The sequence below is a fragment of the Nocardiopsis sp. NPDC055824 genome, from assembly GCF_053616335.1.
On record NZ_JBSHDN010000041.1, the window covers coordinates 24,577 to 40,288 of the forward strand.

Here is a 15,712-nt window from a genome sequence, read left to right on the forward strand (position 1 = left end):
GCCCACCGGGCGGCCGCGTGGCCGGAGGGCCGCGCCGGTCAGGAGACCGCGGGGCCCGCGGTGCCGGGAGCGCCCTGGCTCCCGTTGTCCTCGCTGGGCATGTCGCGGGCCACGAAGGTCTCCACGTCGAACAGGTTGCCCTGGGCGCGGTCCACCACGTTGAGGAGCGTCGACATCTTGGCGACCTCCTCGGTCTGCTCCTGGATGAACCACTGGAGGAACTGCTCGCCCGTGTAGTCGTCCTCGTCGCGGGCGACCTTGGCCAGTCTCTGGAACTGGTCGGTCACCTCGCGCTCCTGGCGAAGGGCCAGGGCGACCAGGTCGCGGGGGGTGGAGAAATCGGTCTCGATCTCGTCCACGGAGGGGAGCGCGAACTGGATGTCGCTGTCGAGAAGGAACCGCACGATCATCATCGCGTGGTCCCTCTCCTCCAGGGACTGCTCGTAGAAGACCCGCGCCAGCTGGGGCAGGTCCTGGTCGTCGAACCAGGCGGCGATGGCGACGTACTGGTGCGAGGCCGTGAACTCGTGCCGTACCTGGTCGACCAGGAGGCGGTGGAACTTGGAAAGGCCGATATCGCTGCTCTTGTTCGAAGTCATGGCCCTACGATAACTCATCGATAAGAGTTTTACGAAACGCGCCAAAACGTGTCGCTCATTGTTAGGCAAGCCTTTCTGAAGTCAAATTAGGTTAGGTGTCCCAAAGTTAGGCGACACTTATTCGCGGTATTTGCGGTGGTTGTCGGCCCGGGTCGCCGCGATCGCGTACCCGCCGGTCGCGAAGGTGTGGTGTCCATCATCCGGACGCCGCAGCCCACCGAATGCGCGAGGCCCCCTAGACTGGGCCCGTGATCAGTCGAATCGACCTCCGAGGCACCCAAGGCGACCCGCGCGAAGCCCTTCCGCGCGCGGAACTGGACGTGGCGGCCGCCGCCGACCGCGTACGTCCCATCTGCGAGGACGTGCGCCATCGGGGGACCGAGGCGCTGATCGAGCTCACCGAGCGCTTCGACGGCGTCCGGCTCACCGACATCCGCGTGCCCGCCGAGGCGATCGAGGGGGCCCTGACCGGTCTCGACCCGGCCGTGCGCGCCGCGCTGGAGGAGTCGATCCGCCGCGTCCGCAAGGTCCACCGGGACCAGCGCCGCTCCGACCACACCACCCAGGTCGTCCCGGGCGGCACCGTCACCGAGAAGTGGATCCCGGTCGACCGCGTCGGCCTCTACGTGCCGGGCGGCCGGGCCGTCTACCCCTCCAGCGTCATCATGAACGTCGTCCCCGCCCAGGAGGCGGGGGTGCGCTCCCTGGCGGTCACCTCACCGCCGCAGAGCGACTTCGGCGGGCTGCCGCACCCGACCATCCTCGCCGCGTGCGCCCTGCTGGGCGTGGACGAGGTCTACGCGGTCGGCGGCGCCCAGGCCATCGCCATGTTCGCCTACGGCGCCGAGGGGTGCCGGCGCGCCGACATGGTCACCGGTCCGGGCAACATCTGGGTGGCTGCGGCCAAGCGCCTGCTCAAGGGCGTCATCGGCATCGACGCCGAGGCGGGCCCCACCGAGATCGCGATCCTGGCGGACTCCACCGCCAACGCCGACTACGTCGCGGCCGACCTCGTCAGCCAGGCCGAGCACGACGTCGTCGCGGCCTCGGTCCTGGTCACCCCGGACGAGGCGCTCGCCGACGCCGTCACCGGGCACCTGGAGCGGCGCGTCGCCGCCACCAAGCACAGCGGCCGCGTCCGCGAGGCCCTGTCCGGTCCGCAGTCCGGCATCGTCCTGGTGGACGACCTCGAACACGGGCTCGCGGTCGTGGACGCCTACGCCGCCGAGCACCTGGAGATCATGACCGTGGACGCCCCCGCGCGGGCCGCGCGCGTGCGCAACGCGGGGGCTGTCTTCGTCGGCGACTTCTCACCGGTCTCCCTCGGCGACTACGCGGCCGGGTCCAACCACGTGCTGCCCACCGGCGGCTGCGCCTGCCACTCCGGCGGCCTGAGCGTGCAGACCTTCCTGCGCGGGGTGCACATCGTGGACTACGACCGCGACGCGCTGGCCGACGTCGCCCACCACGTCATCACCCTGGCCGACGCCGAGGACCTGCCCGCGCACGGCGAGGCCGTCGCCGCGCGCACGAACCCGGTGACGGCCTGAGCCCTGCGGCCGACCGCCCGGCGGGAGGGGGCCGGGGACCTCGCGGCCGCACAGGCCGCGGGAGCCCCGCACACCCGCCCGCCCACAACCGACCATGAGCGTGGAACCCGTGAGCTTCACACTGAACGACCTGCCACTCCGCGACGACCTGCGGGGGCGCTCGCCCTACGGGGCGCCCCAACTGGACGTGCCGGTGGTCCTCAACACCAACGAGAACCCGCACGCGCCCTCGCCCCGCCTCGCCAGGGCCCTGGCCGACGCCGTGGCCGCCACCGCGCTGGGCCTCAACCGCTACCCCGACCGGGACGCGGTCCGCCTGCGCGAGGGCCTGGCCTCCTACCTCGGCCACGGTCTGACCGGCGCCCACGTGTGGGCTGCCAACGGGTCCAACGAGGTCCTCCAGCAGATCCTCCAGGCCTTCGGAGGGCCGGGCAGGACCGCCATGGGCTTCGAGCCGTCCTACTCGATGCACCCGATCATCTCCCGGGGCACCGGGACGGGATGGGTGTCCGTGCCGCGCGACGCCGACTTCCGGATCGACACCGACACGGCCCTGGCCGCGATCGCCGAGCACCGGCCCAGCGTGGTCTTCCTCACCTCGCCCAACAACCCCACCGGCACGGCCCTGGACATCGCCGACATCGCGCGCGTCGCCGACGCGGCGCCCGGGGTCGTGGTCGTGGACGAGGCCTACGCCGAGTTCCGCCGCACGGGCACGCCCAGCGCGCTCACCCTGCTGGCCGACCACCCCAGGCTGATCGTCTCGCGCACGATGTCCAAGGCGTTCGCCCTGGCCGGGGCCCGCGTCGGCTACCTGGCCGCGCACCCGGCCGTGGTCGACGCCCTCCAGCTGGTCCGCCTGCCCTACCACCTGTCCGCCGTCACCCAGACGGTCGCGCTCACCGCGCTCGACCACTCCGACGAACTCCTCGGCGCCGTCGACGACCTGCGCGCCGAACGCGACGCCGCCGTCGCCTGGCTGCGCGAGCACGGCTTCGCCGTGGCCGACTCCGACGCGAACTTCGTCCTGTTCGGTGAGTTCGAGGACCGCACCGAGGTGTGGCAGGCGATGCTCGACCAGCAGGTCCTCATCCGCGAGGTCGGTCCGCCGGGCTGGCTGCGCGTCACCGTCGGCACCCCGGAGGAGATGGCCGCCTTCCGGGCAGCGCTCCTCCGCGCGACCGGCCGCTGACCGCGCCTCCGGGACCCGCCGGCCCCGCCCCACCGCACCCGCCAGAACCACCGGGAGAGTCACCATGAGCCGTATCGGGCGCGTCGAACGCGCAACCAAGGAAACCAAGGTCCTGGTCGAGATCGACCTGGACGGCACCGGCGTCGCCGACGTCTCCACCGGCGTCGGCTTCTTCGACCACATGCTCGACCAGCTCGCCAAGCACGGCCTGTTCGACCTGACCGTGCGCACCGAGGGCGACCTGCACATCGACTCGCACCACACCATGGAGGACACCGCCCTGGCCCTGGGCGCGGCCTTCCGGGAGGCGCTCGGCGACAAGGCCGGCATCCGCCGCTTCGCCGACGCCAAGGTGCCCCTCGACGAGGCACTGGCCGAGGTGACCGTCGACGTCTCCGGCCGCCCCTACCTGGTCCACAGCGAACCCGAGGGCATGGCGCCGATCATCGGCCGCGACTACGACACCACCATGACCCGCCACATCCTGGAGTCCTTCGTCGCCCAGGCGCGGGTCGCCCTGCACGTGCGCGTCCCCTACGGGCGCAACGCCCACCACATCGTGGAGTGCCAGTTCAAGGCACTGGCGCGCGCCCTGCGCTCCGCCACGGAGAAGGACCCGCGCGTCAGCGGCATCCCCTCCACCAAGGGCGCCCTGTAGATGGACACCGACCTGTGGGGGATCGCCCTCGTCGTGCTGGGCGGTTTCCTGGCCGGGGGCGCCTACGCGATGTGGAAGGTCAACAGGCTCATCGCCGTGGCCCTGGCCGGCTGCACCGTGCTCGCCGTCGCCTCCGGCGCTCTCCGACTGGGCTACCTGTAGAGGAAGGGCAGTTCCCATGCCGTCACGAGTGGTCGTCTTCGACTACGGCTCCGGCAACCTGCGCTCGGCGCAGCGCGCCATGGAGCGCACCGGCGCCGACGTCACCGTCACCTCCGACCCGCACGTCGCACTGGAGGCGGACGGCCTCGTCGTCCCGGGCGTCGGCGCGTTCAGCGCCTGCATGTCCAGCCTCAGAGCGGCCGGCGGCGACCGGATCATCGGTCGGCGCGTGGCCGGGGGCCGCCCCGTCCTGGGCATCTGCGTGGGGATGCAGGTCCTCTTCGACCGGGGCGTGGAGCGCGCCGACCCGAGGGCCGGGGACCAGGTGACCGAGGGCTGCGGCGAGTGGCCCGGGACCGTGGACCGCCTGCGCGCGCCGATCGTGCCGCACATGGGCTGGAACACCGTCCGGCCCCCCGCGGACACGCGGCTCTTCGCCGGGATCGGCCCGCAGGAGCGCTTCTACTTCGTGCACTCCTACGCGGTGCGCGAGTGGGAGTTCTCCACGCACAACGAGCGCATCCGCGAGCCCGGGGTCACCTGGGCCGAGCACGGCGAGCCGTTCGTGGCCGCCGTCGAGAACGGGCCGCTGTGCGCCACCCAGTTCCACCCGGAGAAGTCCGGCGACGCGGGCGCCCGCCTGCTCGCCAACTGGGTCGCCACCCTCTGACCGACGTTTTCCCACCGAGCACGAGAAGGTTTCATGACCGGCGAGCACACCCCGTCGTCCCCCGCACTCGAACTGCTTCCCGCCGTGGACGTGGCGGGCGGGCAGGCCGTCCAGCTCGTCCAGGGCAAGGCCGGTTCGGGGGGCCAGTACGGCGACCCCTTCGAGGCCGCCACGGCCTGGCAGAACGCCGGGGCCGAGTGGATCCACCTGGTGGACCTGGACGCCGCGTTCGGGCGCGGACACAACCGCGACCTGCTGCGCGACATCGTGGGACGCCTGGACGTCAAGGTGGAGATGTCCGGCGGCATCCGCGACGACGAGTCGCTGGCCGCCGCGCTGTCCACCGGGTGCCGCCGGGTCAACATCGGCACCGCGGCCCTGGAGAACCCGGAGTGGTGCGCCAGGATCATCGCCGAGCACGGCGACCGGATCGCGATCGGCCTGGACGTGCGCGGCACGACCCTGGCCGCGCGCGGCTGGACCCGGGACGGCGGCGACCTGTTCGCGACCCTGGACCGGCTGGAGTCGGAGGGCTGCGCCCGGTACGTCGTCACCGACGTCAACAAGGACGGCACCCTCAAGGGCCCCAACCTGGACCTGCTGCGCACCGTGTGCGAGCGCACCGACAAGCCGGTGGTCGCCAGCGGCGGCGTGTCCAGCCTGGACGACCTGAGGGCCATCGCCACCCTGGTCCCGCTGGGGGTGGAGGGCGCCATCATGGGCACCGCGCTGTACGAGGGCGCGTTCACCCTGGAGGACGCCCTGGCTGCGGTGCGCGACGCCGAGGACGTGGTCCGGTGAGCCTGGCCGTGCGCGTCATCCCCTGTCTGGACGTGGACGCCGGGCGGGTGGTCAAGGGCGTCAACTTCGAGAACCTGCGCGACGCGGGCGACCCGGTGGAGCTCGCCCACGGCTACGACGCGGCCGGCGCGGACGAGCTCACCTTCCTCGACGTCACCGCCTCCAGCGGCGACCGGGAGACCACCTACGACGTGGTCCGCCGCACCGCCGACCAGGTGTTCATCCCGCTGACCGTGGGCGGCGGGGTGCGCACCGCCGACGACGTCGACCTCCTGCTGCGGGCGGGCGCGGACAAGGTGGGCGTCAACACGGCCGCCATCGCCCGGCCCGAGCTCATCGAGGAGATCGCCGAGCGCTTCGGCCGCCAGGTCCTGGTGCTCTCCGCCGACGTGCGCCGGGTGCGCGAGGGCGACCGGCCGACCCCCAGCGGGTTCGAGGTCACCACCCACGGCGGCCGCCGCGGGACCGGGATCGACGCCCTGGAGTGGTGCGAGCGCGCCGCCGGGCTGGGCGCGGGGGAGATCCTGCTCAACTCGATGGACGCCGACGGCACCAGGGCCGGCTTCGACCTGGAGCTGATCCGCGGGGCGCGGGCCCGGGTGGACGTGCCCCTGATCGCCTCCGGCGGCGCGGGGGCGGTCGAGCACTTCGTCCCGGCGGTGGAGGCGGGCGCGGACGCGGTGCTGGCCGCGACGGTCTTCCACTTCGGCGAGTTCACCGTCGCCGACGTCAAGCGGAGCCTGCGCGAGGCGGGCCACGCGGTGCGCTGAGGGATTTCGGCGGGTGGAAGTGCGCAAGGTCCCCGGGACGAGTACGTCCCGGGGACCTTGCGCGTCCGTATGACGACACGTAGTCGTTTCCGTGTGGCGTTGCCTCGACACGCCGATGCTTCGTGTGAGCATGATCCCCGTAGTGCCCATTACCCACGGGGGAAGGACCTTTTTTCGCATGTTTCCGCACTTTTTTGGTGGTTTTGGTAGGCGTTTCGTCTCCCTGATCGCCGCCTCCGCGGTCGCCGCCACCGCCGTCGTCGCCACCGCTCCCGCGGCCTCCGCCGACAACCTCAACCGCACCTCCGAGCAGGTCGTCGCCCAGATCGAGGCCGAGGCGTGGCCGTACTACGTGAGGGGCGACCGGTCGGTCGACATCGCGGCCGCACGCAAGCTGCTCGCCCACCACGGCTACCGCTCGGACAGCACCACCTCGCGGTTCTTCAACCTCAGCCTCGAGAACACGGTCAAGCGCTACCAGCGGGACAACCCGAACGACCTCGTCGAGACCGGGGCGCTCGACGAGGAGACCTGGCTGCTGCTGCGCGAGCGCACCTTCGGCGAGTACGGCCCGGGCACCCGCGGACTCGTCGTCGAGGCGATCCAGGTCCTCCTCAAGGAGAAGGGGATCGCCTCCGGGCTCGCCGTCGACGGCCAGTACGGCCCCGCCACCGAGCGGGCGGTCCGCGCCGCGCAGCGCGAGTTCGGCATCGGGGTCGACGGCATCACCGGCCGCCTGACCTTCCGCGCGCTGGTCACCTACCAGGTCGCGGCCCAGTAGTACCCGGCGGTCGGAGGACGGCCGCTCCGACCGCCACGGCGCCCGGACCACCCCGGTGGACCGGGCGCCCCGTCGACCACCCCACCCGGCGTGCGCCGGCCACCGCACGCGGACCCCTCCGCCCGCCCCGGGCGCCGTCCCCCGCCCCCGGGCGCTCCCGCGACCGCCGGACCCTCCCGGCCGGAATAGCCCCGGCGCGAACCGCGCTGAAACAATCCGGTGGAACCTTGTCGGTTCCGCTGGATAGGTTGGCTGGACACACGCACCCACGTCCCCTTCGGCATGCCCGGAGGGCGTCGGCGCGTGAGGGGCCGGGCCGTGCCGGCGGGACCGGCAGGCAGACGAACGGGGGGCGTATGGCGCAGGGCACCAGCACGAGGGATCCGGGGACCGGGGAGGGCTCCGCGCCACCGGAGGAGCCCGTCGGCGGCGCCGGGACCGGCGACCGCGCCGCGGACACCGCCGGCGCCGGGATCTTCGGCCGGGGCATGCGCGTCCTGTGGGTCGCCGCGCGCACCGAACCGTGGATCTTCCTCGCCGCCGTCGCCGGAGCCATGCTGCACGCCGGCGTCACCGTCGGCTCGGCCTCCGTCCTCGGCCACCTCACCGACACCACCATCCTCCCCGCGTTCGCCCGGGGCAGCACCACCGCGGCCGCGCTCGCCACCGCCGCCGGACTGCTCCTCGCGGTCGGCCTGGGCAAGGCCGTCGGCATCGCCATGCGCCGCATGCTCGCCGCCCTCATGCAGTTCCGCATGCAGGCCCGCTACCGCCGCGCCGTCGCCCGCAAGTACCTCGAACTCCCGCTCTCCTGGCACCACCGCCACCCCACCGGCCAGCTGCTCTCCAACGCCAACGCCGACGTCGAGGCCGCCTGGCAGCCGCTCGCCCCGCTGCCCATGGCCGTCGGCAGCGTGTTCATGCTCGTCATCGCCGCGGTGGCCATGCTCGTCACCGACCCCGTGCTCGCCCTGGTCGCCTTCGTCGTCTTCCCCGTCCTGGCCGCCGCCAACGTCGTCTTCCAGCGCCGCGTCTCACCCATGGCCTCCCGGGCCCAGGCCCTGCGCGCCGAGGTCAGCGGCGTCGCCCACGAGTCCTTCGACGGCGCCCTCGTCGTCAAGACCCTCGGCAGGGAGGACACCGAGACCGAGCGCTTCACCCGGTCCGCGCACAGCCTCCGCGACGCCCTCATCCAGGTCGGCCGCATGCGCTCCATGTTCGACCCGGTCATGGAGGCGCTGCCCAACTTCGGCGTGCTCGCCGTCCTGCTCCTCGGCATGTGGCGGCTCTCCACCGGCGCCATCGACCCCGGCGACCTCGTCCAGATCGCCTTCCTCTTCACCCTCCTGGCCCTGCCGATCCGCTCCTTCGGGTGGATCCTCGGCGACCTGCCCCGCAGCGTCGTCGGCTGGGACCGCGTCCAGTCCGTCCTCGGATCCGGCGGCACCATGGAGCACGGCGACCGGACCCTGGAGGACAGCCCCCGCGGCATCGCCCTGAGCGCCCGCGGCGTCACCTTCTCCTACGCCGACTCCTACGACGCCGACGGCGGCGGCCGCGACCTGATGGACGACGGGGAAACCACCGCCCGCACCACCGTCCTCAACGGAGTGGACCTGGACATCGCCCCCGGCCGCACCGTCGCCCTCGTCGGCCCCACCGGCTCGGGCAAGTCCACGCTCACCACCCTGCTCATGCGCCTCGTCGACCCCGACACGGGCCACATCCGCCTCGACGGCGTCGACGTCCGCGACCTCGCCCGCGGCCAGGTCTCCGGGCACGCCGCCCTCGTGCCCCAGGGCACCTTCGTGTTCGAGGACACGGTCCGCGACAACATCACCCTCGGCGCCGACATCGACGACGAGCAGGTGTGGGCCGCCCTGCGCCTGGCCCGCGCCGACGGCTTCATCGGCGAACTCGACGGCGGCCTCGACGCCCCGCTCGGGGAGAAGGGCACCACCCTGTCCGGCGGCCAGCGCCAGCGCCTCGCCCTGGCGCGCGCCGTCGTCCGGCGGCCCCGGCTGCTGATCATGGACGACGCCACCTCCGCCGTCGACCCGCAGGTCGAGGCCCAGATCCTCGCCGGGCTGCGCGCACGCGACGACGCCGCCACCGTGGTCGTCGTCGCCTACCGGCGCGCCACCATCGAACTCGCCGACGAGGTCGTCTACATGGAACGGGGCCGCGTCCTGGCCCGCGGCACCCACGACGAGCTCCTCACCGCCTCACCCGGCTACACCAGGCTGGTCACCGCGTACGAACGGGCCTCCGCCGAGGGCGAGGCCGAACGCGAACCCCTCCCCGAGGAACCCGGACCACTCGAACCCGCCCCGCCCGCCACCGCGCACGGCGACCACGCCACCGAGGAGACGAGCCGATGAGCGCACCCGCCCAGACCCGCGCCGACCAGCGGCCCGAACCGGACCCCGGGCGGGAGGCCGGCGACGCCGCCGACCCGCTCCTCTCCCTGCACCGCTCCACCGACACCGCCATGGGCACGGTCCGGCGAGGCCTGCGGCTCTCCCCGGAGTTCGCCCAGGGCCTCTGGCTCACCCTGGTGTTCGCCGTCGTCGCCACCGGCGGCAAGATCGTCGTCCCCGTCGCCGTCCAGCAGATCATCGACAACGGGCTCTCCGGACCGGAAGGCCCCGACCTCGCCTTCGTCACCCGCATGGTGGCCGTCTGCGCCGGACTCCTCGTGGTCACCATGGTCGCGTCCTACCTGATGAACCTGCGCCTGTACCGGGCCACCGAGTCCGGCCTGGCCACCCTGCGCCGCAAGGCGTTCCGGCACGTCCACGACCTGTCCGTGCTCACCCAGAACAGCGAGCGCAAGGGCGCCCTGGTCTCCCGCGTCACCAGCGACGTCGACCAGATCAGCACCTTCATGCAGTGGGGCGGCCTGCTCCTGCTCGTCAGCGCCGGCCAGCTCCTCGTCGCCACCGCCCTCATGGCGGTCTACTCCTGGCAGCTCACCATCGTGGTGTGGGTCTGCGTGCTGCCGCTGCTGTTCGGCGTCCGCTGGCTCCAGAAGCACCTGTCCTCGGCGTACATGAAGGTCCGCGAGAACACCGGCGACATGCTCGGCGTCATCGGCGAGACCGTCATGGGCGCGGCCGTCATCCGCGCCCACGGCACCGAGAAGCGCACCGCGGAGCGGATCGACTCCACCGTGACCAGGACCCGGCGCTCCCAGGTCCGCGCCCAGCGGCTGGCCATGGCGGTCTCACCCTTCGCCGAGATCGTCTCCGCGGTCGGCAACGCGGCCGTGGTCCTCGTCGGCGTCTGGCTCGGCCTGGGCGGCGACCTGACCGCCGGACAGCTCATCGCCTTCCTGTTCCTGCTGACCCTGTTCATCCAGCCCATGATGATGGCGACCGAGATCTTCAACGAGGCCCAGAACGCCATCGCCGGATGGCGCAGGGTCCTGGGCGTCCTGGACACCGCACCCGACATCGCCGACCCCGGGGAGGCCGGCAAGGTCCTGCCCCGCGGCCCGGTCCGGGTCACCTTCGACGACGTCACCTACTCCTACCCCGACGGCCCCGTCGTCCTGGACGACGTCGCCGTCGAGATCACCCCGGGCACCCGGGTCGCGGTCGTGGGGGAGACGGGCTCGGGCAAGACCACCTTCGTCAAACTCCTCACCAGGCTCATGGACCCCGCCAGGGGCACCGTGCGCCTCGACGGCGCCGACCTGCGCGAGGTGGCCTTCTCCTCCCTGCGCAGCCGCGTCGTCATGGTCCCGCAGGAGGGCTTCCTCTTCGACAGCTCCCTGGGCGACAACATCCGCTTCGCCCGCCCCGAGAGCACCGACGCCGAGCTGGAGGCAGCCGTCACCGAACTCGGCCTCTCCGAGTGGCTCGACTCCCTCGCGCACGGCCTGGACACACCGGTCGGACAGCGCGGAGAGTCCCTGTCGGCGGGGGAGCGGCAGCTCGTCGCCCTCGTGCGCGCCTACGTCGCCGACCCCGACCTGCTCGTCCTCGACGAGGCCACGTCGGCCGTGGACCCCCACACCGAGGTCCGCATCCAGCGGGCCCTGGACCGGCTCACCCGGGGACGTACCTCCGTGGCCATCGCACACCGCCTGTCCACCGCCGAGGCGGCCGACCGGGTACTGGTCTTCGACGACGGCCGCATCGTCCAGAGCGGGTCGCACGACGAACTCGTCGCGCGGCCCGGCGTGTACGCCGACCTGTACGCCTCCTGGGTCAGCTCCTCGGCCTGACCCCGCCACCGTCCGTCAGCGGCGGGACGCCCTCCACCAGTGGGCGGCCAGCAGCTCCGCCACCAGCGGCTCCACCAGCAGGCTCACATCTGGGTCGGAGTCGCCCGGGTAGCGGACGGTCAGCTCCGCCCCCGGCACGCGCTCGTGCCCGGGGGTGGGGCCCACGGCCACGAACGTGCCGCGCAGGTGCCCCAGGTGCTCGGCGAACCGCTCGTCGTAGGCCGACCCCGCGAACAGCAGCGCCCGGTAGTCCGTCACGGCCGCCAGGTAGCGGTCCGTGTGCGACCACTCGCCGGTCTCGCACGCGTACGCCGCCCGCACCGGACCCTTGCGCAGGGCCTGGACGCCCTGCGAGGCCGACGCCATCCGCTCGTCCGGCGCCACCAGGTGCACGCCGTGCGGCGACTCCAGGATCCGCGCCGCCTCGGGCACCCACTCCGGAGCACTCGCCAGCAGCGACTTCGCGGCGTTGGCCGCCCGGCGCAGCAGCCCCGGGAAGTTCTGGCTGCTCCCGGACACAGGGGCGCCCAGGCGGTGGCCCAGCAGCAGGAGCAACGCCAGCGCGTGCTGGTAGGCCCGGCAGGCCAGGCCGCTCTCCTCCTCGCCCGCGTGCAGCGGCACCAGCAGGTCCGCGTAGTGCCCCACCACCAGGTCCGCGGACGGGGCCAGCACGATCACCGGTGACCGCGCGACGTACCGGTCCAGCACCGTGTACAGCTCCCTCTGGCCGCCGCCCAGGGACACCGCCACCACCAGCGTCTCCGGGCCGGCGGGCGGCTGCTCCGCGGACGAGGAGCGGTCCGCGCTCGCCGCGATGCCCGCGCGCCGCAGCCGGGCCGCCGCCACCTCGCAGGCGTAACGGGCCGAACCCAGGCCCACGAACCGCACGGCGGCGGGCTCGTCGGCCAGGAGCGCGGGCAGCGCGGCGTAGGGGTCCCACCGGGGGAAGCGGGTGGCGAGCGAGGTCAGCGCTGCGGGCTTGCCCGCCAGGTCGGCGGACAGGGTCTCGGCGGTCACGGAACTCCCAGGGTGGAGACGGCGGACGGAAGGGGCGGGGGAGCGCGGCGGGCGCCGGGGACGGCCCGCGGCACCCGAACCGGGAGGACGCACGAACTCTAACCGCCCCGGACGAACGCCCCCAAGGGGACGCCCCGCGCCCGGTCCCGCTGGGCACGACCCGGTGCGGACCGCTGGACGGTCGGCCATAACCTGGAGGACATGAGCGTCACCAGCCTCGACCCGGCCATCGCCGCCCGACTCAAGCGGACCGCGGACGGCCTCGTCCCCGCCGTCGTCCAGCAGCACGACACCGGGGAGGTGCTCATGCTCGCCTGGATGGACGACGAGGCGCTGCACCGCACCCTCACGACCCGCGCCGCCACCTACTGGTCGCGCAGCCGCAACGAGTACTGGGTCAAGGGAGCCACGTCGGGCCACACCCAGCGTGTGGTGTCGGTCGCACTGGACTGCGACGGCGACACGCTCCTGGTCCGCGTCGACCAGGAGGGCGCCGCCTGCCACACGGGCGACCGCACGTGCTTCGACGCCGGGGAACTGCTGTGAGCTCCTCCACGACATCCCCCCGCGTCCGGCGCGAGTACGGCGCCACCATGCTCGGCCTGGCCGCCGGCGCCGGACTCCTCCTCGCCGCCGCCGGACAGCAGTGGGCGACCGGCCAGCTCACGGCGCCCGGACCGGTCCCGCCGGTCCCCGTCGCACTCACCGGGGCCGACCTGACCGGCGCGCCCAGCGGCATCGGGTGGGCCGGCCTGGCCGGCATCGCGGGCCTGTACGCCACACGCGGATGGGCCCGGCGGCTCGTCGGCGCCCTCGTCGCCGCGGGCGGCGTCCTCGCCCTGACCTCCGTGTGGGGAGCAACACGGCCCGACGCCCTCATGGAGGCCGTGGCGAAGAACGCCACCGACGCCGCGGGCACCGCCCAGGTGGCGGCGGCGCCCCACCTGGCCGCGCTCGGCCCCGCCATGGCCGCGGGAGGCGCCGTCCTCCTGGTCCTCACCGGGCTCCTGTCCGCGGTACGAGCCCCTGCCTGGCCGGGCATGGGCACCCGGTACGATCGGGACGCCGCACCGCGCGCGACCCGGGCCGAGACACCTGCCGACCTGTGGAAATCGCTGGATGCCGGTGACGATCCCACACTCGACGCCCCCGACGGCGGCCGGTCCGAGGACCCCGCCGGTCCCGGGGACGCCGCCGAACCCGCACCGCTGGCAGCACGGCCAGCCGAACCGAAGGAGAACCACTGATGGCCGACGAACACCACGACGACCACGGCAACACCGTTTCCGCCTGGTTCCTCACCCTCTCCTGGATCGTGGCATGGACCGTGGCGGCCGTCGCCATCATCCTCGGCGGCGACCTGGTGACGTGGACCCTCATCGGTCTCGGCCTCAGCGTCGTCCTGGCCGTCATCGCCGGCGTCATGAAGAAGGCCGGCCTCGGCCGCAAGGAGCCGCGCCCCTACCCGCAGACCCGTGAGGCGTGGGAAGCCGCCCAGAAGGTCTCGGCCACGGCGGGCAAGAACTGACCCCCCTCCGCGAAACCGCAGCTCACAACGAGTGAGTAACGGAAAATGGACGAAGGTCCCATGGGGCAGGTAGATTCACCACACCGGACCTGCCAAACGTGTCGTCGCCTGTCGGCTGATGTCCCCTCTGTCTGGCATCATTCGTTTCTGCCCGTGACGTACGCGTTCCGGTGACCCGATCCTGCCCCATGTCGGGCCGGTGTGTTCTCCACACCGTGCGAAATCCCTTGTCCTCTTTCTGAAAGTTGTACGACCATGAGCTACGGTCCCCCTCCCCCCGGCAACCCCGGCCCGCCCCCCGGCGGCGGCTACGGGCCTCCCGGAGGCGGTTACGGCGCCCCCGGCGGCACCCCGCCCGACAACGGCCTCACCTGGGCGATCGTCGCAGTCTTCTGCTGCTGGCCCCTCGCCATTCCGGCGATCATCAACGCGACCAAGGTCAACGACCTGTGGAACCGCGGCGACCAGGCCGGCGCGATGCAGGCCCAGGCCCAGGCGAAGAAGTTCACGAAGCTCGCCTTCATCCTCGGCAGCATCGCCTACGTGCTGAGCATCGGCTTCTACATCGTGAGCACCGTGCTCCTCGTTGCGTCAACGCCCACGTACTACTAGTCGGCACCCGCACCGAGCACGTGTCTGCCCCCGTGCGCCCTGTGGCCACGGGGGCAGAACCCTGTCCTCCCCGAACCCGTAGGCTGGTCCCGTGCACCCAAGCGAACCACCCGAGACCGCCGGGCCCGAGACGCCTGCCGCGCCCTCGTGGACCCAGCGCGTCGAACACCGGCTCAGGGCCCTGCCCCCGGTCGTGTGGCCCGTCGGCCTGGGTGTCCTCGGCCTGACCGGGGCCACGCTCCTGCACTTCGTGGACCCCAACGAGCCCGGCAACTACCCCACGTGCCCGTGGCTGCTGCTCACCGGCACGTTCTGCCCCGGCTGCGGCAGCATGCGCGCGATCGCCCTGGCCACGCACGGCGACTTCCTCGGCGCCATCAGCATGAACCCCCTGCTGGTGCTCCTGCTCCCCTACATCGCGGTGACCTACACGCTGTGGCTGGTCAGGGCGGTCCGACCGCCCACGAAGCCGCCCAAGCTCACCCCGGGCTGGTTCCTGTGGCTGCTCCTGATCGTCATCACCGCCCACTGGATCCTGCGCAACCTGCCCTGGTTCTCCTTCCTCGCCCCGGGAACACCGCTGTTCCCCGGCTGGTAGCCAGAACCAGAAGGGCACTTCCGCCGTCTGAGCGGATGAGCGCCACGACCCCCCGTACGAGTCAACGCACCACACACACGTCCTGGAAGGTTGGACCCCTATGAGCTACGGACCTCCCACCGGCGGCTACGGCCCGCCCAGCGGTGGCTACGGCCCGCCCGCGGGCTACGGAGGCGCGCCGGGGTACGGAGGCCCGCCCGCGGGCGGACCGCCCAAGAACTACCTGATGTTCAACATCCTGGGCATCTTCGGGTGCACCGTGATCGGCATCATCGGCCTGATCTTCGCGCTCCAGGTCAACAGCAAGTGGGAGTCGGGTGACTACGCGGGAGCCCAGTCCTCCGCGCAGGTCGCCAAGATCATGGGGATCATCGGCCTGGTCGGATTCATCTGCGTCGTCCTCTACCTGCTCTTCGTCCTCCTGATGTTCATCGTCGCCTTCGGCGCCGCGGCCACGTACTGAGGCAGGCATCCCGGCCCACGGCAGCGCGTGCCGCCGCGAGCGGCACGACGAGCGGTGCTCGGGACACGGCGCCCCTGTCC

Annotated in this window: 18 protein-coding genes; 16 read left to right on the top strand and 2 right to left on the bottom strand. The window is 72.6% G+C overall.

Features of this window, described 5'->3' with window-relative positions:
- Positions 1-38 precede the first annotated feature (38 nt).
- Positions 39-599, bottom strand: coding sequence for a ferritin (locus tag ACWGL3_RS11590; RefSeq protein WP_267945785.1), 561 nt, complete (start codon positions 597-599; stop codon positions 39-41).
- A 248-nt stretch (positions 600-847) separates the two neighbouring features.
- Here ACWGL3_RS11590 and hisD point away from each other — a divergent pair, with 248 nt between their 5' ends.
- The 10 genes from hisD (at position 848) to ACWGL3_RS11640 (ending at position 11,414) form a co-directional block, all read left to right on the top strand.
- Positions 848-2,149 carry a histidinol dehydrogenase gene (gene hisD / locus ACWGL3_RS11595; protein ID WP_267945784.1) on the top strand — a complete coding sequence of 434 codons (1,302 nt, stop codon included), beginning with the start codon at positions 848-850 and terminating at the stop codon, positions 2,147-2,149.
- 94 nt (positions 2,150-2,243) lie between these two features.
- On the top strand, positions 2,244-3,341 hold the full coding sequence (locus ACWGL3_RS11600; protein ID WP_330159365.1) for a histidinol-phosphate transaminase: 1,098 nt from the start codon (positions 2,244-2,246) through the stop codon (positions 3,339-3,341).
- Positions 3,342-3,405: 64 nt separating this feature from the next.
- Positions 3,406-3,999, top strand: a complete 594-nt coding sequence (hisB, locus tag ACWGL3_RS11605; RefSeq protein WP_267945782.1) for an imidazoleglycerol-phosphate dehydratase HisB — start codon at positions 3,406-3,408, stop codon at positions 3,997-3,999.
- Entirely contained in the window at positions 4,000-4,161 is a 162-nt protein-coding gene (locus ACWGL3_RS11610; protein WP_267945781.1) for a hypothetical protein, read from the top strand.
- Between the two features lie 16 nt (positions 4,162-4,177).
- Positions 4,178-4,831, top strand: a complete 654-nt coding sequence (gene hisH / locus ACWGL3_RS11615) for an imidazole glycerol phosphate synthase subunit HisH (RefSeq protein ID WP_452461239.1) — start codon at positions 4,178-4,180, stop codon at positions 4,829-4,831.
- Positions 4,832-4,864: 33 nt separating this feature from the next.
- Positions 4,865-5,632, top strand: a complete 768-nt coding sequence (gene priA, locus ACWGL3_RS11620; protein ID WP_344181745.1) for a bifunctional 1-(5-phosphoribosyl)-5-((5-phosphoribosylamino)methylideneamino)imidazole-4-carboxamide isomerase/phosphoribosylanthranilate isomerase PriA — start codon at positions 4,865-4,867, stop codon at positions 5,630-5,632.
- A complete protein-coding gene (hisF, locus tag ACWGL3_RS11625) occupies positions 5,629-6,402 on the top strand; it encodes an imidazole glycerol phosphate synthase subunit HisF (RefSeq protein WP_267945778.1) in 774 nt (257 codons plus the stop codon). Before priA ends, hisF begins: the two co-directional genes overlap by 4 nt.
- A 178-nt stretch (positions 6,403-6,580) precedes the next feature.
- Positions 6,581-7,183, top strand: coding sequence for a peptidoglycan-binding domain-containing protein (locus tag ACWGL3_RS11630; RefSeq protein WP_267945777.1), 603 nt, complete (start codon positions 6,581-6,583; stop codon positions 7,181-7,183).
- A gap of 356 nt (positions 7,184-7,539) precedes the next feature.
- Complete coding sequence (locus ACWGL3_RS11635; protein ID WP_267945776.1) at positions 7,540-9,564, top strand: ABC transporter ATP-binding protein; 2,025 nt, start codon at positions 7,540-7,542, stop codon at positions 9,562-9,564.
- Positions 9,561-11,414 (top strand): ABC transporter ATP-binding protein, encoded by a 1,854-nt coding sequence (locus ACWGL3_RS11640; protein WP_452461240.1) that lies wholly within the window; start codon positions 9,561-9,563, stop codon positions 11,412-11,414. Before ACWGL3_RS11635 ends, ACWGL3_RS11640 begins: the two co-directional genes overlap by 4 nt.
- 15 nt (positions 11,415-11,429) lie before the next feature.
- Here ACWGL3_RS11640 and ACWGL3_RS11645 read toward each other — a convergent pair whose 3' ends face one another.
- The gene (locus ACWGL3_RS11645) at positions 11,430-12,431 is read right to left on the bottom strand and encodes a phosphoheptose isomerase family protein (protein WP_267945774.1); all 1,002 of its coding nucleotides are present in this window, start codon (positions 12,429-12,431) and stop codon (positions 11,430-11,432) included.
- Positions 12,432-12,632: 201 nt separating this feature from the next.
- Here ACWGL3_RS11645 and hisI point away from each other — a divergent pair, with 201 nt between their 5' ends.
- The 6 genes from hisI (at position 12,633) to ACWGL3_RS11675 (ending at position 15,632) form a co-directional block, all read left to right on the top strand.
- A complete protein-coding gene (hisI, locus tag ACWGL3_RS11650; protein ID WP_267945773.1) occupies positions 12,633-12,977 on the top strand; it encodes a phosphoribosyl-AMP cyclohydrolase in 345 nt (114 codons plus the stop codon).
- Positions 12,974-13,678 carry a Trp biosynthesis-associated membrane protein gene (locus ACWGL3_RS11655; RefSeq protein WP_267945772.1) on the top strand — a complete coding sequence of 235 codons (705 nt, stop codon included), beginning with the start codon at positions 12,974-12,976 and terminating at the stop codon, positions 13,676-13,678. The genes hisI and ACWGL3_RS11655 overlap by 4 nt, the downstream gene beginning before the upstream one ends.
- Positions 13,678-13,959, top strand: coding sequence for an HGxxPAAW family protein (locus ACWGL3_RS11660; RefSeq protein WP_267945771.1), 282 nt, complete (start codon positions 13,678-13,680; stop codon positions 13,957-13,959). Before ACWGL3_RS11655 ends, ACWGL3_RS11660 begins: the two co-directional genes overlap by 1 nt.
- 255 nt (positions 13,960-14,214) lie before the next feature.
- Complete coding sequence (locus ACWGL3_RS11665) at positions 14,215-14,571, top strand: CD225/dispanin family protein (RefSeq protein ID WP_267945770.1); 357 nt, start codon at positions 14,215-14,217, stop codon at positions 14,569-14,571.
- A gap of 91 nt (positions 14,572-14,662) precedes the next feature.
- A complete protein-coding gene (locus ACWGL3_RS11670) occupies positions 14,663-15,169 on the top strand; it encodes a DUF2752 domain-containing protein (RefSeq protein ID WP_267945769.1) in 507 nt (168 codons plus the stop codon).
- 100 nt (positions 15,170-15,269) lie between these two features.
- Positions 15,270-15,632 (top strand): CD225/dispanin family protein, encoded by a 363-nt coding sequence (locus tag ACWGL3_RS11675; protein WP_267945768.1) that lies wholly within the window; start codon positions 15,270-15,272, stop codon positions 15,630-15,632.
- The last annotated feature ends 80 nt before the right edge of the window (positions 15,633-15,712 follow it).